14 protein-coding genes and 1 pseudogene are annotated in these 21,890 nt (G+C 70.7%); 10 read left to right on the forward strand and 5 right to left on the reverse strand.

Features of this window, described 5'->3' with window-relative positions; translation table 11 throughout:
* Together CCN51_RS12810 and CCN51_RS12815 are read left to right on the forward strand one after the other, a co-directional pair.
* Nucleotides 1–1,163 (forward strand): annotated as a pseudogene (locus tag CCN51_RS12810) (TerD family protein); the annotation flags it as partial.
* Nucleotides 1,164–1,426: 263 nt separating this feature from the next.
* Complete coding sequence (locus CCN51_RS12815) at nucleotides 1,427–2,467, forward strand: TerC family protein (protein ID WP_043492003.1); 1,041 nt, start codon at nucleotides 1,427–1,429, stop codon at nucleotides 2,465–2,467.
* 111 nt (nucleotides 2,468–2,578) lie between these two features.
* On the opposite strand, the gene CCN51_RS12820 is transcribed toward CCN51_RS12815, so the two are convergent.
* The 3 genes from CCN51_RS12820 to CCN51_RS12830 all read right to left on the reverse strand — a co-directional run bounded on the left by CCN51_RS12820 (nucleotide 2,579) and on the right by CCN51_RS12830 (nucleotide 5,677).
* Entirely contained in the window at nucleotides 2,579–3,880 is a 1,302-nt protein-coding gene (locus tag CCN51_RS12820) for an MFS transporter (RefSeq protein ID WP_043492006.1), read from the reverse strand.
* Between the two features lie 180 nt (nucleotides 3,881–4,060).
* Nucleotides 4,061–4,717, reverse strand: coding sequence for an MBL fold metallo-hydrolase (locus tag CCN51_RS12825; protein WP_014180589.1), 657 nt, complete (start codon nucleotides 4,715–4,717; stop codon nucleotides 4,061–4,063).
* 237 nt (nucleotides 4,718–4,954) lie between these two features.
* Nucleotides 4,955–5,677, reverse strand: coding sequence for a maleylpyruvate isomerase family mycothiol-dependent enzyme (locus CCN51_RS12830; RefSeq protein WP_014180590.1), 723 nt, complete (start codon nucleotides 5,675–5,677; stop codon nucleotides 4,955–4,957).
* 228 nt (nucleotides 5,678–5,905) lie between these two features.
* Here CCN51_RS12830 and uvrA point away from each other — a divergent pair, with 228 nt between their 5' ends.
* Complete coding sequence (gene uvrA / locus CCN51_RS12835) at nucleotides 5,906–8,923, forward strand: excinuclease ABC subunit UvrA (RefSeq protein ID WP_014180591.1); 3,018 nt, start codon at nucleotides 5,906–5,908, stop codon at nucleotides 8,921–8,923.
* Nucleotides 8,924–9,080: 157 nt separating this feature from the next.
* On the opposite strand, the gene CCN51_RS12840 is transcribed toward uvrA, so the two are convergent.
* Together CCN51_RS12840 and CCN51_RS12845 are read right to left on the reverse strand one after the other, a co-directional pair.
* Nucleotides 9,081–10,025 carry a carbohydrate kinase family protein gene (locus CCN51_RS12840; protein WP_014180592.1) on the reverse strand — a complete coding sequence of 315 codons (945 nt, stop codon included), beginning with the start codon at nucleotides 10,023–10,025 and terminating at the stop codon, nucleotides 9,081–9,083.
* An 84-nt stretch (nucleotides 10,026–10,109) separates the two neighbouring features.
* Nucleotides 10,110–11,117, reverse strand: coding sequence for a LacI family DNA-binding transcriptional regulator (locus CCN51_RS12845; protein WP_014180593.1), 1,008 nt, complete (start codon nucleotides 11,115–11,117; stop codon nucleotides 10,110–10,112).
* Nucleotides 11,118–11,296: 179 nt separating this feature from the next.
* Between CCN51_RS12845 and uvrC the strand changes: the two genes are divergently transcribed.
* The 7 genes from uvrC to CCN51_RS12880 all read left to right on the forward strand — a co-directional run bounded on the left by uvrC (nucleotide 11,297) and on the right by CCN51_RS12880 (nucleotide 21,887).
* Nucleotides 11,297–13,336 carry an excinuclease ABC subunit UvrC gene (uvrC, locus tag CCN51_RS12850; protein ID WP_043487832.1) on the forward strand — a complete coding sequence of 680 codons (2,040 nt, stop codon included), beginning with the start codon at nucleotides 11,297–11,299 and terminating at the stop codon, nucleotides 13,334–13,336.
* On the forward strand, nucleotides 13,333–14,271 hold the full coding sequence (gene rapZ, locus CCN51_RS12855; protein WP_014180595.1) for an RNase adapter RapZ: 939 nt from the start codon (nucleotides 13,333–13,335) through the stop codon (nucleotides 14,269–14,271). The genes uvrC and rapZ overlap by 4 nt, the downstream gene beginning before the upstream one ends.
* Nucleotides 14,268–15,287 (forward strand): gluconeogenesis factor YvcK family protein, encoded by a 1,020-nt coding sequence (locus tag CCN51_RS12860; RefSeq protein ID WP_043487834.1) that lies wholly within the window; start codon nucleotides 14,268–14,270, stop codon nucleotides 15,285–15,287. Before rapZ ends, CCN51_RS12860 begins: the two co-directional genes overlap by 4 nt.
* Nucleotides 15,278–16,267, forward strand: a complete 990-nt coding sequence (gene whiA, locus CCN51_RS12865) for a DNA-binding protein WhiA (RefSeq protein WP_014180597.1) — start codon at nucleotides 15,278–15,280, stop codon at nucleotides 16,265–16,267. Before CCN51_RS12860 ends, whiA begins: the two co-directional genes overlap by 10 nt.
* A gap of 204 nt (nucleotides 16,268–16,471) precedes the next feature.
* Nucleotides 16,472–19,414, forward strand: a complete 2,943-nt coding sequence (locus CCN51_RS12870) for a M14 family metallopeptidase (RefSeq protein WP_014180598.1) — start codon at nucleotides 16,472–16,474, stop codon at nucleotides 19,412–19,414.
* Between the two features lie 187 nt (nucleotides 19,415–19,601).
* Nucleotides 19,602–20,606 (forward strand): type I glyceraldehyde-3-phosphate dehydrogenase, encoded by a 1,005-nt coding sequence (gap, locus tag CCN51_RS12875; RefSeq protein ID WP_014180599.1) that lies wholly within the window; start codon nucleotides 19,602–19,604, stop codon nucleotides 20,604–20,606.
* Nucleotides 20,607–20,684: 78 nt separating this feature from the next.
* Entirely contained in the window at nucleotides 20,685–21,887 is a 1,203-nt protein-coding gene (locus CCN51_RS12880; protein ID WP_014180600.1) for a phosphoglycerate kinase, read from the forward strand.
* The last annotated feature ends 3 nt before the right edge of the window (nucleotides 21,888–21,890 follow it).

Consider the following 21,890-nt stretch of genomic DNA (forward strand, 5'->3'; position numbering starts at 1 on the left):
GCTCGTCCATGGTCCAGCCGGGACAGCCCGCCCAGCCCGTCGCGGGCGACGCCTCCGGCTGGACCATGGACGAGCGGCTCTACAACCAGGTCTGGGGCATGTTCGAGGACCTGGCGCGGACGACCGCGGCCTACCGCAGCGCCGTCGACTTCGCCGACTCCCGTATGGAGAAGGAGCTGGACGGGGTCCTGTCCGACCCGCGCACCCGCTTCGGCCCGGCCGCCGACTCGGCCCGCGCGGAAGCCCGTACCAAGCACACCGCCCTGGTCGAGCAGGCCCGCGCGGCCCTCGACCGGGATCTGGTCCAACTCGCCGCCGAGGCCGAGGTGGTCGAGCCCGCGCTGCCCCCGGCGTTCGCGCGCTGGGACAGCCCGGTCTGGCAGGCCTATCAGGTGCCCATGGAGATCCCCATGGCGCTGCGCCTGGGGGAGCTGCATCTCCCGGAGCGGCGTGATCTGCGCATCCCGATGCTGGTGCGGCTGCCGCTGGAGCGCGGGCTGTGGATCGACAGCGGGCGGGACGCCCTGTCCGACGCGGCGATGGTGGACTCAGGGGAGCTGCGCCGGCTGGCCGCGGACACGGCGGTCGCGCATGCCGCGCGGCTGCTGGCGGTCTATCCGGCGGGCGAGTTCACGGTCCATGTGATCGACCCGGCGGGGTCGGCCGCCGGGTCCCTGGCCCCGCTGCTGAGCTCCGGCGTGCTGCGCGAGCCGCCCGCCTCCGGTGCCCAGGGGGTGAGCGCGATGCTCGCCGGGCTGACGCGCCGGGTCGACCTGGTGCAGATGGCGGTGCGCAGCGGCGCCACGGACGCGCTGCCGCCGGACCTGGACATCGCCGAACAGCTGCTGATCGTCAATGACTTCCCGCACGGCTTCGACGACCGGGCCGTCACCCAGCTGCGCTATCTCGCGGACGAGGGGCCCTCGGTGGGCGTGCATCTGATGATGGTGGCCGACCGGCAGGACGCCCAGGTGTACGGCCCGGTGCTTGACCCGCTGTGGCGCTCGCTGCTGAGGGTCACCCCGGTCCCGGACGACCACCTGGCCGACCCCTGGGTGGGCCACGCCTGGACGTACGAGCCGTCGCTGGTGCCGGCCGGCAGCCAGGTGGTGGAGCAGGTGCTGGCGCAGGTGGTCAGGGCCCGGCAGGCGTATGGCCGCTGACTCCTGATGCTCGGTCATTACTAGGTAAAGGACTGCTGACCAGCCAATTTACCCATCTCTTTACTCTTCCTTGGTGATTCCTGTACTCTTCTTTGTGCGGAGGGGAGTACTCCTGTCGCGGCGTTCCCGTCAGTACGGATCGCGTCCGGTGCCTGGTCGGGCCGGATACGAACCCGGGGCGTCGGCCCGTGGTGCGAGCCCGGGCGGAAGAGACCTCCGGCAGCGACGACGCTGAACTTGCCGTACGAATGCCGGAGGAACCGTTGGACGTCTCCTTGTCCCTGTGGGTGCTGACCATTGCCGGTCTGTGCGCCCTGATCGCCGTCGACTTCTTTATCGGCGGCCGTAAACCGCATGAGGTCTCGCTCAAGGAAGCGGGGATCTGGACGGCCGTCTGGGTCGCCCTCGCCGGGCTGTTCGGGCTCGGGCTGCTCGTCTTCGCGGGCGGGCAGCCCTCGGGCGAGTTCTTCGCCGGGTTCATCACCGAGAAGTCGCTGAGCGTCGACAACCTCTTCGTCTTTGTGCTGATCATGGCGAAGTTCGCGGTGCCGACGATCTACCAGCAGCGGGTGCTGATGGTGGGCGTGCTCATAGCGCTGGTGCTGCGGGCGATCTTCATCGGCGCGGGCGCCGCGATCATCTCGAACTTCTCCTGGGTCTTCTACCTCTTCGGCGCCTTCCTCATCTGGACCGCCTGGAAGCTCATCCAGGAGGCGCGGGCCGGTGAGGAGGAAGAGGAGTTCGAGGAGAACCGCCTGCTGAAGGCGGTCGAGAAGCGCTTCCCGTCCACCGACAAATACCACGGCACCAAGCTGTTCATCGTCGAGAACGGCAAGCGTCTGATGACCCCGATGCTCATCGTCATGCTGGCGATCGGCACCACGGACGTCCTGTTCGCGCTCGACTCGATACCCGCGATCTTCGGCCTCACCCAGGATCCGTACATCGTCTTCACGGCCAACGCCTTCGCGCTGATGGGCCTGCGCCAGCTGTACTTCCTGATCGGCGGGCTGCTGAAGAAGCTGGTCCACCTGTCGTACGGGCTGTCGGTGATCCTCGGCTTCATCGGTGTGAAGCTGGTGCTCCACGCGCTGCACGAGTCCGGGGTGCATGTCCCCGAGATCAGCATCCCGGTCTCGCTCGCGGTCATCTGCGCGGTGCTCGCCATCACCACGGTCACCAGCCTCTACGCCTCGAAGAAGCAGGCCGAGCGGGAGCGGGCGGCCGAGGAACAGACGGAGGAGGCCGCGGAGGCCGCAGGAGCCGTGGGAGCCGAGCGGGACAGCATCGACGTCCGGCCCTGACCACGGCGACAGCGGCAGCCTCGAAGTACCACTCCGACCAGGGAGCCGGTGGCCGCACCCGCCGGCTCCCGCCCAGACTCGCCCCGGGCTGCCCTGACCCCGGAGCGGGCTCTAGACCGCTGCCTCCCCGGCCTCCATCGGCCGTGGGAGGGGGCGGTCCGTGCCGTCCGCCGGGCGGGTCTCCGGCAACAGGGCGAAGCAGCCCAGGCTGAGCAGCGCGATGCCGGTCAGATACGCGGCGACGCCCCACGGCGGACCGTCGCCGCGCGACAGGGCGGTCGCCACGAGCGGGGTGAGCCCGCCGCCGAGCACGCCCCCGAGGTTGTAGCCGACGGCCGCGCCCGTGCAGCGCACCCGCGGCTCGTACAGCTCGGGCAGATAGGCCGCCGTGACGGCGAACATCGAGACAAAGGCCAGCAGCGCGCCCAGGAAGCCGAGGAACATCAGCGGGGCCCGCCCGGTGCCGAGCAGCGCCACCATCGGGAACGTCCACAGCACCGTGCCGGCGCAGCCCGCCAGGCACATGCTCCGCCGCCCGAAGCGGTCGCCGAGATGCGCGGCCAGCGGCGTCACCGTGCCCTTGACCGCCACCGCCGCCATGACACAGCCGAGCATGACCGTGCGGTCCACCCCCAGCCGCTCCGTCCCGTACGCCAGCGACCAGGTCGTCACGGTGTAGAAGACCGCGTAGCCCACCGCGAGGCCGCCCGCGGTGAGCAGCACCAGCCGCCAGTGGCCGCGCACCACCTCGGCGAGCGGCGCGGCGGCGCGCTCGCCGCGCTCGGCCAGCTCCCGGAACTGAGGGGACTCGGCGAGTTGGGCGCGCAGCAGCAGCCCCGTCGCCACCAGCACGGCCGCCGCCCAGAACGGCACCCGCCAGCCCCAGGACCGGAAATCGGCCTCGCTCAGCGTCGCCGACAGGGCCAGCATGACGCCGTTGGCGAGCAGAAATCCGACGGAGGGGCCGATCTGCGGAATGCCCGCCCACAGCCCGCGCCGCCGCTCGGGCGCGTGCTCGGCGGTCAGCAGCACCGCGCCGCCCCACTCGCCGCCGAGCCCGAGGCCCTGCAGAAAGCGCAGCGTCAGCAGCAGTACGGGGGCCGCGGCGCCGATCGAGTCATACGTGGGCACAAAGCCGACCGCGACCGTCGCGACCCCGGTGAGCAGCAGCGAGAACACAAGGACGGGCCGTCTGCCGTACCGGTCGCCGAGGGGGCCGAAGAGCGCCGAGCCCAGGGGCCGGGAGAGGAAGCCGACGGCGAAGGTGCCGAAGGCGGCGAAGGTCCCGGCGAGCGGGGAGACGGTGGGGAAGAAGAGCGGGCCGAGGACGAGCGCGGCCGCGGTGCCGTAGACGAAGAAGTCGTAGAACTCGATGGCGGTGCCGGCCAGGGACGCGGCGGCGAGCCGGACCATGGACGGGGAGCGGTCGTCGTGCATGAAGCGCCAACCGCCGCCGCGCGCCCGCGGTTACGGGGTGTGCGGTGTCCGCGAGGGCGCACGGCGCGAGGGCGCGTCGCGCGCCCACCCGGGCGCCGCGCGCGTCGCTCTCACGCCTCGCTGCGCGCTCCCCTCATGCGTCGCTGTCCGCCTCGGTCACCAGCCGCGCTCGCGCCACTCGCCCAGGTGCGGGCGCTCCGCGCCCAGGGTGGTGTCGTCGCCGTGGCCGGGGTACACCCAGGTCTCGTCCGGCAGCTGATCGAAGAGCTTGGTCTCGACGTCGTTGATCAGGCTCTCGAACGCCTTCGGGTCCTTCCAGGTGTTGCCGACCCCGCCGGGGAAGAGGCAGTCGCCGGTGAACACATGCGGGTGGCCGTGCGGGTCGTCGTAGACCAGGGCGATGCTGCCCGGTGTGTGCCCCACCAGGTGGCGGGCGGTCAGCTCGACCCGGCCGACGCGCAGCGTGTCCCCGTCCTCGACCAGGACGTCGGTGGGGACCGGGATGCCCTCGGCGTCGTAGCGGCCCGCGTAGGTGCGGGCGCCGGTGGTCTCCACCACTTCGCGCAGCGCGCCCCAGTGGTCCTGATGGCGGTGGGTGGTGACGACGGACGCGATACCGCTGCTCCCGATGAGCGTCAGCAGGGTGTGCGGCTCGGCCGCGGCGTCGATGAGCAGCTGCTCGTCGGTGGCGCGGCAGCGCAGCAGATAGGCGTTGTTGTTCATCGGACCGACCGCGACCTTCGAGATCATCAGATCGGGCAGTTCATGCACATCCGCCGGCCCGCCGACCTTCACCGCTCCGCTGTACGTCATGGCCTCAGCGTCTCTGATTGACTCAGTGATCTCCAGTGTTTCACAGAGATGTGAGCCAATCGCCTTCGTGCCCTGGTGCTGAACGGCAGGAGCCGCCAACCCGCGTGGCACGTCCCTCCGGACACTGGTCGGTAAGGTCTCGCGGCCTCACCGAGGAGGGTGCCCGGCGTCGCCTGGGCGCCGGGCGTGCGCATGACACTCTGCCACAGGGTGGCTACGGATCGCTGATCGGACTGGTTACCCCAGCGGCGGGAGGGAGGGCAGGGGCGCGTCCCGACAGTACAGATCCGCCCCGTGCGTGCGCCCGCTCAGCCACCCCAACAGGGCGGCGGGGGAGCCCTCGACGGTCAGTGGCGGCTCGGCGCCCGCCCGGCCGGTGTGCCGGGCCCGGCCGCCGTCAGCCGACACCAGCCGCAGCGGGGGGATGTCAGGGTGGCCCGCGAACCTCTCCTCGGCGAGGAAGTCGAGCTCCTGCTCGACGAACGCGGCGGGCAGATCCGCCAGGGTGTAGCCGACGCCGAGGTCCACATGGTGCAGCTCGACCTCGACCAGCCTGCGGAAGGGCAGCCGGCCGGCCTGCTCGACGACGCCGCGCCGCATGGTGACCTCGAAGGGCCTGCGGTGCGCGGGGAGCGCCGCGGCCGCCGCGTTGAAGCGGAACGCGCTGGTGCGCAGATCGTCGAGGTGGATGGGGAGCAGACGGGCCGCCGCGTCCTCGATCTCCCGGTCGCGAGCGTCCTCGCTCGCGTACATGGGGGCCGGCTCCCCGGTGCGCGCCCATGTGAGGAGATTCACCAGGGCGTCCGCGTTGCGCGCCAGATGCGCCAGTACATGGCCCCGGGTCCAGCCGGGGAGCAGCGAGGATTCGGTCAAGGCCGTCTCGTCCAGTCTGGACACCGAAGTCATCAGCCGGTCGGTCGCGCCCCGCACCGCGGCCGCGTCCCGCGCGTAATCGGTCATGCTCTGACGGTAGTCCGCACCACACGTTCGGGTGAAGCTGTCGTCCTCGGTCCGCAAATCGAATGTGCGTGCTATAGGCTCGTGTGCTGCATCCTTAAAGACATCGCGGCGCGCCCCCTACCCTGGGTCGGGGGGCTTCGCCTCGCTCCGGTTCTGCGCACCGGCAGAGCCTCCACGGAAGCGGGGCCCGCGGACCCCACACCTCTCTCAAGAAAGGTGCCGACCGGCGTGGCCGACCGTCTCATCGTCCGTGGCGCTCGCGAGCACAACCTCAAGAACGTCTCGCTCGACCTTCCTCGCGACTCCCTCATCGTCTTCACCGGGCTCTCCGGGTCGGGCAAGTCCTCCCTCGCGTTCGACACGATCTTCGCGGAGGGCCAGCGCCGTTACGTCGAGTCCCTCTCCTCGTACGCGCGCCAGTTCCTGGGGCAGATGGACAAGCCCGACGTGGACTTCATCGAGGGCCTGTCCCCCGCGGTGTCCATCGACCAGAAGTCCACCTCGCGCAACCCCCGCTCCACGGTCGGCACCATCACGGAGGTCTATGACTACCTCCGGCTGCTGTTCGCCAGGATCGGCAAGCCGCACTGCCCCGAGTGCGGCCGCCCGATCTCCCGCCAGTCGCCGCAGGCGATCGTCGACAAGGTGCTGGAGCTGTCCGAGGGCAGCCGCTTCCAGGTGCTGTCGCCGCTGGTGCGCGAGCGCAAGGGGGAGTTCGTCGACCTCTTCGCCGATCTGCAGACCAAGGGCTACAGCCGGGCGCGGGTGGACGGCACGACCATCCAGCTGACCGACCCGCCGAAGCTGAAGAAGCAGGAGAAGCACACCATCGAGGTGGTCATCGACCGCCTGACGGTCAAGGACAGCGCCAAGCGGCGGCTGACCGACTCCATCGAGACCGCGCTCGGGCTCTCCGGCGGCATGGTGATCCTTGACTTCGTGGACCTCGACGAGGACGACCCGCAGCGCGAGCGGATGTTCTCCGAGCACCTTTACTGCCCGTACGACGACCTGTCCTTCGAGGAGCTGGAGCCGCGCTCCTTCTCCTTCAACTCGCCTTTCGGCGCCTGTCCGGAGTGCACCGGCATCGGCACCCGTATGGAGGTCGACCCCGAGCTGATCATCCCGGACGAGGAGAAGTCGCTCGACGAGGGCGCCATCCACCCCTGGTCCCACGGCCACACCAAGGACTACTTCGCCCGGCTGTACGGCGGGCTGGCCGACGCGCTCGGGTTCCGTACGGACATCCCCTGGGCCGGGCTCCCGCAGCGCGCCAAGAAGGCGCTGCTCTACGGGCACAAGACGCAGATCGAGGTCCGCTACCGCAATCGCTACGGGCGGGAGCGCGCCTACGTCACGTCCTTCGAGGGCGCGGTGCCCTTCGTCCGGCGGCGGTACACGGAGGCGGAGAGCGATTCCAGCCGCGAGCGCTTCGAGGGCTATATGCGCGAGGTGCCCTGCCCCACCTGTGAGGGCACCCGGCTCAAGCCGCTCATCCTGGCGGTCACGGTGGAGGGCCGCTCCATCGCGGAGGTCTCCGCGATGTCGATCAGCGAGTGCGCCGAGTTCCTGCGCGACATGAAGCTGAGCGCCCGCGACAAGACCATCGCCCAGCGGGTGCTCAAGGAGGTCAACGAGCGGCTGCGGTTCCTGGTCGACGTCGGCCTGGACTATCTCTCGCTCAACCGCGCGGCGGGCACGCTCTCCGGCGGCGAGGCGCAGCGCATCCGGCTGGCCACCCAGATCGGCTCCGGCCTGGTCGGCGTGTTGTACGTACTGGACGAGCCGTCGATCGGGCTGCACCAGCGCGACAACCACCGGCTGATCGAGACGCTGGTGCGGCTGCGCGACCTGGGCAACACCCTGATCGTCGTCGAGCACGACGAGGACACCATCAAGACCTCGGACTGGGTGGTGGACATCGGCCCCGGCGCGGGCGAGCACGGCGGCAAGGTCGTCCACAGCGGGCCGCTCGCGGAGCTGCTGGCCAACGAGGAGTCGATGACCGGGCAGTATCTGGCCGGGAAGAAGTCCATCGAGCTGCCGGGGATGCGCCGCCCCATGGACCCGGAGCGGCAGCTGACGGTCCACGGCGCCCGGGAGAACAATCTCCAGGACATCGATGTGTCCTTCCCGCTCGGTGTGCTCACCGCCGTCACCGGCGTCTCCGGATCGGGTAAGTCCACCCTGGTCAACGACATCCTGTACACCCACCTGGCGCGCGAGCTGAACGGGGCGCGGGCCGTCCCGGGCCGGCACACCCGGGTCGCCGGCGACGACCTCGTCGACAAGGTGGTGCATGTCGACCAGTCGCCCATCGGCCGCACCCCGCGCTCCAACCCGGCGACGTACACCGGCGTCTTCGACCATGTGCGCAAGCTGTTCGCGGAGACGATGGAGGCCAAGGTCCGCGGGTACCTGCCCGGGCGCTTCTCCTTCAACGTCAAGGGCGGCCGTTGCGAGAACTGCTCCGGCGACGGCACCATCAAGATCGAGATGAACTTCCTGCCGGATGTGTATGTGCCGTGCGAGGTCTGCCACGGCGCCCGCTACAACCGGGAGACGCTGGAGGTGCACTACAAGGGCAAGTCCATCGCCGAGGTGCTGGACATGCCCATCGAGGAGGGGCTCGACTTCTTCGAGGCGGTGCCGACCATCGCCCGCCATCTGCGCACGCTCAACGAGGTCGGGCTCGGCTATGTCCGGCTCGGGCAGCCCGCGCCGACCCTCTCCGGCGGCGAGGCGCAGCGCGTCAAGCTCGCGAGCGAGCTGCAGAAGCGGTCGACGGGGCGCACGGTCTACGTCCTGGACGAGCCCACGACCGGGCTGCACTTCGAGGACATCAGCAAGCTGATCAAGGTGCTGTCCGGACTGGTCGACAAGGGCAATACGGTGATCGTCATCGAGCACAACCTCGATGTGATCAAGACGGCCGACTGGGTCGTGGACATGGGCCCGGAGGGCGGCAGCGGCGGCGGTCTGGTCGTCGCCGAGGGCACCCCCGAGGAGGTGGCCTCGGTCCCGGCCAGCCACACCGGCAAGTTCCTCAGGGAGATGCTGGGGGACCTGGTGAGCGACGCGGTGGCGCCGGTCGGCCGGAAGTCCGTGAAGAAGGCCCCCGCGAAGGCCCCTGCCAAGGCTCCGGCGAAGAAGGCGGCAGCCAAGAAGGCCGTGGCCAAGAAGACCGTGGCCACGAAGGCGGCGGCGAAGACGACTGTCTCCGGACGGCGCGCGGCGGCGAAGTAGCGCGCGCCGGTGGTTACGTGCCGGAGCGTGCCGAGCCCCGCCGGGCCCGGCACGCTCCGCGGCCCGCCGCAGGAGCGGCGGGGGTGCGCCTCGACGGTGCCCCCACAGCTCCTCGTAGCGCCTTGCGGGGCCGGGTGGGCCCGGGAGATGCCGGGGGTCAGAGCTCGGCCGCGTAGGGCGGCTGCGCGCCCGGCCGGGAGCAGGTGACGGCGGCGGCCCGCGCCGCGAAGCCGAGCACATCCCGCCAGGCCGCCTCGTCCAGCTTCGCCACCGCGTCCGCCGACAGCGCCTCATGCGCCGCCAGCCGGTGCAGCAGTGCGGCGTTCACCGTGTCGCCCGCCCCGATGGTGTCCACGACCTCGACCTGTGCACCGGGGACGGCGCAGCCGCCCCCGTCCCGGGTGAGGACGCTGATGCCGTCCCGGCCGTGCGTGAGGACCACGGCCGCCGGGCCGGCCGCCAGCCACTCCCGGGCGGCCGCCGCCGGGTCCTGGGCGCCGGCCAGCCAGGCGGCGTCCTCCATCGACAGTTTGAGCAGCCCGACATGCGGCAGCCAGCCGCGGAACCGGGCCCGGTAGGCGTCGGCGTCGGGGATCAGACCGGTGCGGATGTTGGGGTCGAGCGTGGTGAAGACGCCCCGCGCCGCCTCGCGCCGCAGCAGCGCCTCGTACGCGCTCGCGCCCGGCTCCAGCACCAGCGAGCAGGTGCCGAAGGACAGCGCCGTGACCGAGTCGGGAAGGGTTGCGGGCAGCTCGAAGAGACGGTCCGCGGTGCCCTCGACGTAGAAGCCGTAGCCCGCCGATCCGTCGGGGGCTATCGAGGCCACCGCCAGCGTGGTCGGCTCCGCGCCGCGCTGCACCAGCGCGGTGTCCACGCCGTCCTCCTGCAACCCCGCCATCAGCGCCTCGCCGAAGCCGTCGGTCGAGATCCGGGAGCAGAAGGCGGTCGGTGAGCCCAGCCGGCCCAGCGCCACCGCCGTGTTGTACGGGCCGCCGCCGCGCCGCGGCAGCAGCGCCGGCAGGGCCGGGTCCGCCGCGGGGCCGGCCGTGGCCGGGCGGTCGGGCACCAGGTCGATCAGGGCTTCTCCGGCGACGACAATCACGAGGCGGTTCCTCACGTTGTGGGTGGATTGGGATCCCGGGGCCGGCTGCTGCTCGCCGGCTGGCGGACGGCCCCGCCGGGCGCTTCACTCCGCAGCCTCCTTGCAGCCGCACGAGGTGCGGTGCACAAAGGTGCAGGGCAGCCGGACGGTCTGCGGCGGCCGGGAGGGGTCCGCCAGCCGGTCGAGCAGCAGCCTGACCGCGGTGGCGCCGATCTGGCGGCTGGGCTGCGAGATCGCGGTGAGCCGGGGCGAGAACACATCGGCCCAGGAGAAGTCGTCGAAGCAGACCAGCGCGATGTCGTCCGGCACGCCGAGGCCCGCCTCGCGCAGGGCGCGCAGCGCGCCGATGGTCATCGCGTTGTTCGCGGTGACGATCGCGGTGGGCGGCCGGGCGGCTGCCAGCAGCCGGTGGGTGGCGTCCCGCGCGCCATCCGCCTCGGAGTCGCCGTCGGCCAGCAGTTCGGGGTCGAACGGCAGCCCCCGCAGGCGCAGCCCGGCCCGGTAGCCGGCCGTCCGCTCGGCGGTGGTGCTCAGCCCCGGCGCGCCCGCGACCAGGCCGATGCGGGTGTGGCCGAGGTCGGCGAGGTGGCGGACGAGCTCTTCGACGTGGTGGGCGTTCTCCGCGCTCACCTGGTCGTGGGCGTCCGTGACCAGCCGGTCGAGGAAGACGGCGGGGACCTGGTGGCGGGTCAGATAGTCGAGCATCGCGCGGGGCTCGGCGGAGGCGGCGACGATCACTCCGTCCACCCGCCGCTCGTGGAGGAGCTGGACGGCCTTGCGCTCCTGCTCGGGGTCGTCGTGCGGATCGGCGATGAGCAGGCCGTAGCCGTGCTCCAGGGCGCCGGCCTCGACGCCTTGCAGGATCTCGGTGAAGTACGGATTGCTGATCGCCGAGACCGCCAGGCCGATCGAGCGGGTGCGCGCGGTGACCAGGGAACGGGCGAGCGTGTTGTGGGTGTAGCCCAGGGCGTCGATGGCGTCGAGCACGGCCTGTCGGGTGCCCGGGAGCACGGGACGGGTCTCGTTGAGCACATGCGACACCGTCGCCACGGACACGCCCGCGCGCCGGGCCACATCAGCCATCGTCGCCATCTGTGATTTCCCCTCACCGTCCGCCCGTCGCCCCGGAGCGGGTCGAGGCAGGAACGTACCGCATTCCAGGCGTCGCGTAAACGCTTACGCAAGCGTTTACGCGCACCCCGCGACATCCCGTGCGGCGCACCCGGCCCGACCGCTCCGGACTGTCACTCCCCGCCAGTAGGGTGGTGACCATGGCCGACCCGAGCAGCTACCGCCCCAAGCCGGGACAGATCCCCGAGTCGCCGGGGGTCTACAAGTTCCGAGACGAGCACGGCCGGGTGATCTACGTAGGAAAGGCGAAGAGCCTGCGCCCGCGGCTCTCCTCCTACTTCCAGGACCTGGCGAATCTCCATCCGCGCACCCGCACCATGGTCACCACCGCCGCCTCCGTGGAGTGGACCGTGGTGAGCACGGAGGTCGAGGCGCTGCAGCTCGAGTACTCCTGGATCAAGGAGTTCGACCCCCGGTTCAACGTCAAGTACCGCGATGACAAGAGCTATCCGTCCCTCGCCGTCACGCTGAACGAGGAATTCCCCCGGGTCCAGGTCATGCGCGGCCCCAAGAAGAAGGGCGTGCGCTACTTCGGCCCGTACGGCCACGCCTGGGCCATCCGCGAGACCGTCGATCTGATGCTGCGGGTCTTCCCGGTGCGTACCTGCTCGGCCGGGGTGTTCAAGCGCTCGGCCCAGATCGGCCGCCCCTGTCTGCTCGGCTATATCGGCAAGTGTTCCGCCCCCTGTGTGGGCCGGGTGACCGCCGAGGAGCACCGGCGGCTGGCCGAGGAGTTCTGCGACTTCATGGCGGGGCGCACCGGCGCCTATCTGCGCCGTCTGGAGCAGCAGATGCAGGAGGCCGCCGAGGAGATGGAGTACGAGAAGGCGGCCCGGCTCCGCGACGACATAGGGGCGCTCAAGCGCGCCATGGAGAAGAACGCGGTCGTGCTGGCCGACGCCACCGACGCCGACCTGATAGCGATCGCCGAGGACGAGCTGGAGGCCGCCGTCCAGATCTTCCATGTGCGCGGCGGCCGGGTCCGCGGCCAGCGCGGCTGGGTCACCGACAAGGTGGAGGCCGTGGATACGGCCGGGCTGGTCGAGCATGCGCTGCAGCAGCTGTACGGGGAGGAGAAGGGCGACGCGGTCCCCAAGGAGGTCCTGGTCCCCGCCCTGCCCGAGCTCGCCGAGCCGGTTGCCCAGTGGCTGAGCGACCGCCGCGGCTCCCGGGTCGATCTGCGCATCCCGCAGCGCGGCGACAAGAAGGACCTGATGGCGACCGTCGCGCGCAATGCGCAGCAGGCGCTGGCGCTGCACAAGACCAAGCGCGCCTCCGATCTGACCACGCGCTCGCGCGCCCTGGAGGAGATCGCGGAGGCCCTGGAGCTGGACTCCGCCCCGCTGCGCATCGAGTGCTTCGACATCTCGCATCTGCAGGGGGAGGACGTGGTGGCATCCATGGTGGTCTTCGAGGACGGTCTGGCGCGCAAGAGCGAGTACCGCCGCTTCCAGATCAAGAGCTTCGCGGGTCAGGACGACGTCCGTGCGATGCACGAGGTCGTCGGCCGCAGGTTCCGCCGCTATCTGCAGGAGAAGACGGACACCGGCGAGTGGGGCCCGGAGCCCGACGGCGAGACGGCCCAGGACGGGCCCCTTGAGGCGCCCGCCGGGCCCATCGACGAGAGCGGCAAACCGAAGCGTTTCGCCTACCCGCCGCAGCTCGTCGTCGTGGACGGCGGCCGGCCGCAGGTCGCCGCCGCCAAGCGGGCGCTGGACGAGCTCGGGATCGACGATGTGGCGGTCTGCGGCCTCGCCAAGCGGCTGGAGGAGGTCTGGCTGCCCGACGACGAGGACCCGGTGGTGCTGCCCCGCAGCAGCGAGGGGCTGTATCTGCTGCAGCGTGTGCGCGACGAGGCGCACCGCTTCGCCATCACCTATCAGCGCGGCAAGCGGGCCAAGTCGATGAAGGCCGGCGCGCTGGACACCGTGCCCGGGCTCGGTGAGAGCCGTCGGCAGGCGCTCCTGAAGCACTTCGGCTCGCTCAAGCGGCTGCGCGCCGCGACGGTCGAGCAGATATGCGAGGTGCCAGGGGTGGGCCGTAAGACGGCCGAGACGGTCGCGGCCGCCCTCGCCACGGCGGCCCCGGCCGCCCCGGCGGTGAACACCGCCACAGGAGAGATCATTGAGGATGAGGCCACAAGCGTGGCGTCATCAGCGACGCGGGGGACGGACAGATGAACGAGCATGAGAACCATGGAGACGGAGCGCAGGTGAATACGGGCACCCCCGGAGACGCCGCCGCAGAGGCGACGGCCATCCCCGAGCTGGTGATCATCTCCGGTATGTCGGGGGCGGGCCGCAGCACCGCCGCCAAGTGTCTGGAGGACCTCGGCTGGTTCGTGGTGGACAACCTGCCGCCCGCGCTGATCCCCACCATGGTGGACCTCGGCGCCCGCTCCCAGGGCAATGTGGCCCGTATCGCGGTGGTCGTCGATGTCCGCGGCCGTCGCTTCTTCGACAATCTGCGCGAGTCCCTGGCGGACCTGGCCGCCAAGAACGTCAAGCGCCGCGTCCTGTTCCTGGAGGCGTCCGACGAGGCCCTGGTGCGCCGCTTCGAGTCGGTGCGCCGCCCGCATCCGCTCCAGGGCGACGGCCGGATCGTGGACGGTATCGCGGCCGAGCGGGACCTGCTGCGCGAGCTGCGCGGCGACGCCGATCTGGTGATCGACACCTCCAGCCTCAATGTGCACGAGCTGCGCGCCAAGATGGACGCCCAGTTCGCCGGCGAGGAGGAGCCGGAGCTGCGCGCCACCGTCATGTCCTTCGGCTACAAGTACGGCCTGCCGGTCGACGCCGATCTGGTGGTGGACTGCCGCTTCCTGCCGAACCCGCACTGGGTCCCGGAGCTGCGCCCCTTCACCGGCCTCAACGAGGAGGTCGCCGGCTATGTCTTCAACCAGCCCGGTGCCAAGGAGTTCCTGGATCGCTACGCCGAGCTGCTGCAGCTGATCGCGGCCGGCTACCGCCGCGAGGGCAAGCGCTATGTGACCATCGCCGTCGGCTGCACGGGTGGCAAGCACCGCAGTGTCGCGATGTCCGAGCGGCTGGCCGCCCGGCTCGCCGCCGAGGGAGTCGAGACCGTCATCGTCCACCGTGACATGGGGCGCGAGTGACGATCAGGACCAGACGGCTGCGGCGGCTGGTCGGATCCCGTACCAGCAGAGGAGCGCAGCCCAAGGTGGTCGCGCTCGGCGGCGGGATGGGGCTGTCCGCCTCGCTCGCCGCCCTGCGCCGGATCACCGGCGATCTGACCGCCGTCGTCACCGTCGCCGATGACGGGGGCTCCAGCGGGCGGCTGCGCGACGAGCTCGGTGTGCTGCCGCCCGGCGATCTGCGCAAGGCGCTGGCCGCGCTGTGCGGCGACGACGACTGGGGCCAGACCTGGGCCCGGGTCATCCAGCACCGCTTCGCCAGCGAGGGCGAGCTGCACGGCCACGCGGTCGGCAATCTCCTGATCGTCGCTCTCTGGGAGCAGCTGGGCGACCATGTCAAGGCCCTGGACCTGGTCGGCAAGCTGCTGGGCGCGCACGGCCGGGTGCTGCCCATGTCGGCGGTCCCGCTGGAGCTCCAGGCGTTCGTCCGCGGCCATGACCCGGACCTCCCGGACGAGATCACCACGGTGCGCGGGCAGGCCACCGTCGCGCTCACCCCCGGTGAGGTGCAGTCGGTCCATCTGGTGCCCAACGATCCGCCGGCCGTCCCCGAGGCCGTCGAGGCGGTCCTGGACGCCGACTGGGTGGTGCTGGGCCCCGGCTCCTGGTTCTCCTCCGTGATCCCGCATCTACTGGTCCCCGAACTGCTGGAAGCGCTCACCGACACCAAGGCCCGACGGGTCCTGTCGCTGAACCTGGCCCCCCAGCCCGGCGAAACCGACGGCTTCTCCCCGCAGCGTCATTTGGAGGTTTTGGCCCGACACGCCCCTAAACTCGCCTTCGACGTGGTGCTGGCCGACCAGGCCGCCGTCCCCGACCAGAGCAGTCTGTGCGACGCCGCGAAGCGGCTGGGCGGCACGGTCGAGCTGGCGCCGGTGGCCAGGCCCGACGGCTCCCCGAAACACGACCCGGAGCTTTTGGCCGCCGCGTACGACCGTATTTTTCGGATGCATGGAAGGATCGGCCCATGGCGATGACGGCAGCGGTGAAGGACGAAATCTCCCGGCTCCCCGTCACCCGCACCTGCTGCCGGAAAGCAGAGGTCTCGGCGATCCTGCGGTTCGCGGGCGGGCTGCACCTGGTCAGCGGGCGCATCGTGATCGAGGCGGAGCTGGATACGGGCATCGCGGCCCGAAGAGTGCGCAAAGACATCCTGGAGATCTTCGGGCACTCCTCGGATCTGGTGGTGATGGCCCCCGGCGGGCTGCGCCGCGGCAGCCGCTATGTGGTGCGGGTGGTGGCGGGCGGTGACCAGCTGGCCCGGCAGACCGGGCTGGTCGACGGCCGCGGCCGGCCGATCCGCGGGCTGCCGCCGCAGGTCGTCTCGGGTGCCACCTGTGACGCCGAGGCCGCCTGGCGCGGGGCCTTCCTCGCCCATGGCTCGCTCACCGAGCCCGGCCGCTCCTCCTCGCTCGAGGTGACCTGCCCCGGCCCCGAGGCCGCGCTCGCCCTGGTCGGCGCGGCGCGCCGGCTGCAGATCGCCGCCAAGGCGCGGGAGGTGCGCAGTGTTGACCGCGTTGTCGTCCGTGACGGTGATGCCATCGGCGCGCTGTTGACGCGGCTCGGCGCCCATGAGTCGGTGCTCGCGTGGGAGGAGCGCCGGATGCGCCGTGAGGTCCGCGCCACCGCCAACCGGCTCGCCAACTTCGACGACGCCAACCTGCGCCGCTCGGCCCGGGCCGCCGTCGCCGCCGGGGCCCGGGTGCAGCGCGCGCTGGAGATTCTGGCCGACGAGGTGCCCGAGCACCTGGCCGCGGCCGGCCGGCTGCGGATGGAGCACAAGCAGGCGTCCCTGGAGGAGTTGGGCGCGCTCGCCGACCCGCCGCTGACCAAGGACGCCGTCGCGGGCCGTATCCGCCGCCTGCTGGCCATGGCGGACAAGCGCGCCCAGGACCTCGGGATCCCCGGCACGGAGTCCAGCCTGACCGAGGAGATGGCCGAGGGCATGGTCGGCTGATCGCGCAGATCAGGCGGACCGACCGTACGGAAGGGCCGTACGACAGACATCCCGCCCCCGGCTTCCACTGCGAAGCCGGGGGTTTTCGCTGCCCTTTTCGTGTCGTATGACGGTCTTGTGAAGGCATTGACATGATCATGGGGTGTGACAAGTCTTATGCGCCTGCGCACCGATGGGACAAGACCGATGCGACAAGGGGGGCTCATGACAAGACGCAAGGCCGGAGCGATCATCGCGGTGGCCTCGTTACTGCTGGGAGGGGTGGCCGCGACCTCCACGGCACAGGCCAGGCCGCGGCCTCAAGCGGCCGACGAGGGGCTGTCGGTATGGACCGCCCAGGTGACCCGGGCACAGGTGCCGCTGCTGCTCAAGGCCGGAGCCGACGGGCATGAACTGGGCGAGCGGCTGCCGGAGAAGGGGGCCGGGCAGGTCGAGCTCTACCTCACCGGCAAGCAGGCGGAGGCGCTGCGCGGGCAGGGCGTCCGCCTCACCCGCAAGGAGATCTCCAAGCAGGCCGTGAACCGGGCCAAGGCCGCGGGCGACGGCGTCTTCCGCCCGTACAGCGGTGAGGGCGGGCTCAAACAAGAGATCGTCGAGACCGGCCAGGCGCACCCCGGGCTGACCAAGGTCGTCAGCATCGGCAAGACCGTGCGCGGCAACGACATCCTCGCCCTCAAGCTCAGCAAGGGCGCCGACCGCACCCCCGACGGCACCAAGCCCTCGGTGCTCTACATGTCCAATCAGCACGCCCGTGAGTGGATCACCCCGGAGATGACCCGGCGGCTGATGCACTACTACCTCGACAACTACGGCAAGGACGACCGCGTCACCAAGATCGTGGACCGTACGGAGCTGTGGTTCGTCCTCTCCGCCAACCCGGACGGCTACGACTTCACCCACCAGAGCCCCGACAACCGGCAGTGGCGCAAGAATCTGCGCGACAACGACGGCGACGGCAAGATCACCGCGGGCGACGGCGTCGACCTCAACCGCAACTTCCGCTACAAGTGGGGCTACGACAACGAGGGTTCGTCCCCCGACCCGGCCGAAGAGGTCTACCGCGGCCCGAGCCCCGGCTCCGAACCGGAGACCAAGGCGCTGGACGCCTTCGAGAAGCGCATCGGCTTCGAGTACGGCATCAACTACCACTCGGCCGCCGAACTGCTGCTCTACGGCGTCGGCTGGCAGGTCGCCACCCCCACCCCCGACGACATCCTCTACAAGTCCCTCGCCGGCACCCCGGAGAAGTCCGCGATCCCCGGCTACCACCCGCAGGTCTCCTCCGAGCTCTACACCACCAACGGCGAGGCCGACGGCCACGCGGCCAACGTCAACGGGATGATGATGTTCACCCCGGAGATGTCGACCTGTCAGACGGCCTCCGCCGTCGACCCCGGCGACCCCTGGCTGCCCGGCGACTGCGAGTCCATCTTCACCTTCCCGGACGACAAAAAGCTCATCCAGGAGGAGTTCGCCAAGAACATCCCGTTCGCGCTCGCTGTCGCCGAGACCGCCGAACACCCCGACCGGCCCAACTCCCCGGTCAGCATCGACGCCCCCGACTTCACCCCGGACGCCTTCACCACCTCCTACGCCCGCGGCGCCGGCCAGGAGGTCTCGGTGACCGCCCGCAAGAGCGTGCGCGGCAAGCAGCTCAACTACCGCGTCGACGGCGGCCGGACCCGCACCGCTCCGCTGGGGCCCTGGAAGGGCGGCGAGACCTACGGCGGCGAGGACAACATCCGCTTCGACCAGTACCGCGCCACGGTCAAGGGCGCGGACGTCGGCGACGAGGTGAAGGTCTGGTTCACCGGCCGCACCCCCAAGGGCGCAACGACCGCGAGCAAGCCCTTCACCTACCGCGTCGCCGAGCGGCCGCGCGCCGACACCCTGGTGATCGCCGACGAGGGCGGCACCACCGCGGCCCGGCACACCGCCGCGTACACCAAGGCGCTCGCCGACAACGGCCGCAAGTCCGCCGTATGGGACGTCGCCACCCAGGGAGCGCCGCACGCCCTGGGGGTGTTGAGCCACTTCAAGACCGTGTACTGGTACACCGGCGCCCAGCGGCCCGGCGGCGCGACCCTGCTCGCGGTGCGCGACTTCCTCAACGAGGGCGGCAAGCTCATCACCAGCGGTGAGCGGGCGGGCGGCAGCTCCGAGGTGGGCCCGGCCGACACCGACGACTTCAGCCAGTACTACCTGGGCGCCGACCGCCGTCTGTCGCTGACGTCCCCGCCGAGCTTCCGGGGCGCCGGCGCCCTCGCGGGCACCGCGGCCACCCTCGCCGACGCCGCGGACAACCCCCTGGACGCGGCGGGCGGGTACACCGTCACCTCCGACGCGCTGCCGCCGGAGCAGTTCCCGCAGTTCCGCAGTGCGGCCGCGGGCGACTACCCGGGCGCGCGCAGCCCGTTCCAGCCGTACGACGGCGACTGGATGGCGGCGGCGCTGCACCGGGACCGCTCCTGGATGCGGCTGTCCCGCACCGTCGATCTGACCGGGGACACCGCGGCCGACAAGCCGAGTCTGCGGTTCCGGCTCAGCTATGACACCGAACCCGGATACGACTATGCGATCGTCGAGGCACACACCGTGGGCCAGGACGACTGGACCACCCTGCCCGACGCGGGCGGCGCCACCTCCACCACCGCCCCGGACGACTGCTATCTGACCCTGCATCCGTTCCTGGCGCACTACCTGACCCGTGGCGCGAACGCCTGTGAGGCGGGCGGGACCACGGGCGACTGGAACGCCTTCAACGGCTCCTCGGAGGGCTGGCGGCCCGTCTCCGTGGACCTGAGCGACTACGCGGGCAAAAAGGTCGAGCTGTCCATCTCGTATGTGACCGACTCCGGTACGGGCGGGCTCGGCGTCCTGGCCGACAGCACCGCGCTCGTCGTCGGCGGCGCCGAGCGGGACCGGGAGGGCTTCGAGACGGCGCTCGGCCCCTGGGCGGTGCCCGGCGCGCCGGCCGGCAGCCCGGCGAACTCCGCCGACTGGACCCGGTCGCGGGAGCTGTTCCACACCTCGGCCGCGGTCACCACCCGGGACACCGTGCTCCTCGGCTTCGGCCTGGAACACATCCCCAGCGCCGCCGAGCGGACGCGACTCGTGGGGGCCGCGCTGCGTGCGCTGCGGCGTTGACCGTTCGTGACAGAAAGTGACTGACGGGTAAACCGAGGCCGTCGGTCCGTACCACTTTTCAGTGGTCGCGGGCCGACGGTGCCAATGTCACGTACGTCCCGTGATAGCGGTAGGGTCGGATGCGGTCGGGGACATCCAATAAGGCTCGCCGGCGTCCATACCGGCACACCAACGAGGAGATCGGTTCGTGACGATCCGCGTAGGCATCAACGGCTTCGGCCGCATCGGACGCAACTACTTCCGCGCGCTCCTGGACCAGGGTGCGGACATCGAGATCGTCGGTGTCAACGACCTGACCGACAACGCCACTCTGGTCCACCTGCTCAAGTACGACACCATCCTGGGTCGGCTGAAGCAGGCGGTCAGCCACACCGACAACACCATCACCGTCGGCAACCAGACGTTCAAGACGTTCGCCGAGCGGGACCCGGCCAACCTGCCCTGGGCCGAGCTCGGCGCCGACATCGTCATCGAGTCGACGGGCATCTTCACCAAGCGCGACGACGCCGCGAAGCACCTGGCCGCCGGCGCCAAGAAGGTCCTGATCTCCGCGCCCGCCAAGGGCGAGGACATCACCATCGTCATGGGCGTCAACCAGGACAAGTACGACGCCGCCAACCACCACGTCATCTCCAACGCGTCCTGCACCACCAACTGTGTCGCCCCGATGGCCAAGGTCCTCGACGAGGCCTTCGGCATCACCAAGGGCCTGATGACCACGGTGCACGCGTACACCAACGACCAGCGCATCCTGGACTTCCCGCACAAGGACCTGCGCCGCGCGCGGGCCGCCGCGGAGAACATCATCCCGACCTCGACCGGTGCGGCGAAGGCCACCGCCCTGGTGCTCCCGCAGCTCAAGGGCAAGCTGGACGGCATCGCCATGCGCGTCCCGGTGCCCACCGGCTCGGTCACCGACCTGGTCGTCGAGCTGGACCGCGAGGTCACCAGGGACGAGGTCAACACCGCCTTCCAGAAGGCCGCCGAGGGCCAGCTCAAGGGCATCCTCGAGTACACCGAGGACGAGATCGTCTCCTCGGACATCGTCAACTGGCCGGCCTCCTGCACCTTCGACTCCTCGCTGACCATGGCCCAGGGCAAGCAGGTCAAGATCATCGGTTGGTACGACAACGAGTGGGGCTACTCCAACCGCCTCGTCGACCTGACCGTCTTCGTCGGCAACCAGCTCTGACCGCTGCCGAGATGAGCCAGGACAGGGCCCGGTACGACGCTGTCGTACGGGCCCTGTCCCATGAACTAGGAGTCCTCTGTGAAGACGATTGACGATCTTCAGGTCGCAGGGAAGCGGGTCTTCGTCCGCGTCGATCTGAACGTTCCGCTCGACGGCGAGACGATCACCGACGACGGCCGTATCCGCGCCGCCGTGCCGACCATCGCCAAGCTCACCGAGTCGGGCGCCAAGGTGATCGTCGCCTCCCACCTGGGCCGGCCCAAGGGCGCGCCCGAGCCCCGCTTCTCGCTCGCCCCGGTCGCCCGGCGGCTCGGCGAACTCCTCGGCAAGCCGGTCGCGTTCGCGACCGACACGGTCGGGGACAGCGCCCGCGAGGCCGTGGCCGGGCTCGGCGAGGGCGATGTGGTGCTGCTGGAGAACCTGCGCTTCAACGCCGGTGAGACCAGCAAGGACGACGCCGAGCGCGGCGCCTTCGCCGATCAGCTCGCCGCCCTCGCGGACCTGTACGTGGGCGACGGCTTCGGCGCGGTGCACCGCAAGCACGCCTCCGTGTACGACCTCCCGGCGCGGCTGCCGCACGCCGCGGGCTATCTGATCGCCGCCGAACTGAACGTCCTCAGGCAGCTCACCGAGGACGTGAAGCGCCCGTACGCGGTGGTCCTCGGCGGCGCCAAGGTGTCCGACAAGCTCGGCGTCATCGACCACCTCCTGGAGCGGGCCGACCGCATCCTCATCGGCGGCGGCATGGCGTACACCTTCCTCAAGGCCCAGGGCCACGAGATCGGCACCTCGCTGCTGCAGGACGACCAGATCGAGGCCGTCCAGGAGTACCTGGCGCGCGCCAAGGAGCGCGGCGTGGAGTTCGTGCTCCCTGTCGACGTCCTGGTGGGCCCCGAGTTCCCGGACCTCAGGACCAAGGCCCCGGCCCACCCCCAGGCCGTCTCCGCCGCGCAGATCCCGGCCGACCAGATGGGTCTGGACATCGGCCCGGAGACCTGCGAGCTGTACGCCTCGAAGCTGGCCGACGCCGCCACCGTCTTCTGGAACGGCCCGATGGGCGTCTTCGAGCACCCCGACTTCGCCGAGGGCACCAAGGCCGTCGCCCAGGCGCTGGTCGAGAGCCCGGCCTTCACCGTGGTGGGCGGCGGAGACTCCGCCGCCGCCGTACGGATCCTGGGCTTCGACGAGAATGCTTTCGGCCACATCTCGACCGGCGGCGGAGCAAGCCTCGAATACCTCGAGGGCAAGACGCTCCCCGGCCTCGCAGCACTGGAGGACTGAACA

This window comes from Streptomyces milbemycinicus (genome assembly GCF_002154605.1).
Classification (GTDB): Bacteria; Actinomycetota; Actinomycetes; order Streptomycetales; family Streptomycetaceae; genus Streptomyces; species Streptomyces milbemycinicus.

Excerpts from the sequence above, each read along its gene's own strand:
- CCN51_RS12820 (WP_043492006.1), bottom strand. The coding sequence starts at position 3,880 with ATGGTCCGGCTCGCCGCCGCGTCCCTGGCCGGCACCGCCATCGAGTTC.
- CCN51_RS12825 (WP_014180589.1), bottom strand. The coding sequence starts at position 4,717 with ATGACGTACAGCGGAGCGGTGAAGGTCGGCGGGCCGGCGGATGTGCAT.
- CCN51_RS12830 (WP_014180590.1), bottom strand. The coding sequence starts at position 5,677 with ATGACCGATTACGCGCGGGACGCGGCCGCGGTGCGGGGCGCGACCGAC.
- CCN51_RS12845 (WP_014180593.1), bottom strand. The coding sequence starts at position 11,117 with ATGGCGACGATGGCTGATGTGGCCCGGCGCGCGGGCGTGTCCGTGGCG.
- uvrC (WP_043487832.1), top strand. The coding sequence starts at position 11,297 with ATGGCCGACCCGAGCAGCTACCGCCCCAAGCCGGGACAGATCCCCGAG.
- rapZ (WP_014180595.1), top strand. The coding sequence starts at position 13,333 with ATGAACGAGCATGAGAACCATGGAGACGGAGCGCAGGTGAATACGGGC.
- whiA (WP_014180597.1), top strand. The coding sequence starts at position 15,278 with ATGGCGATGACGGCAGCGGTGAAGGACGAAATCTCCCGGCTCCCCGTC.
- CCN51_RS12870 (WP_014180598.1), top strand. The coding sequence starts at position 16,472 with ATGACAAGACGCAAGGCCGGAGCGATCATCGCGGTGGCCTCGTTACTG.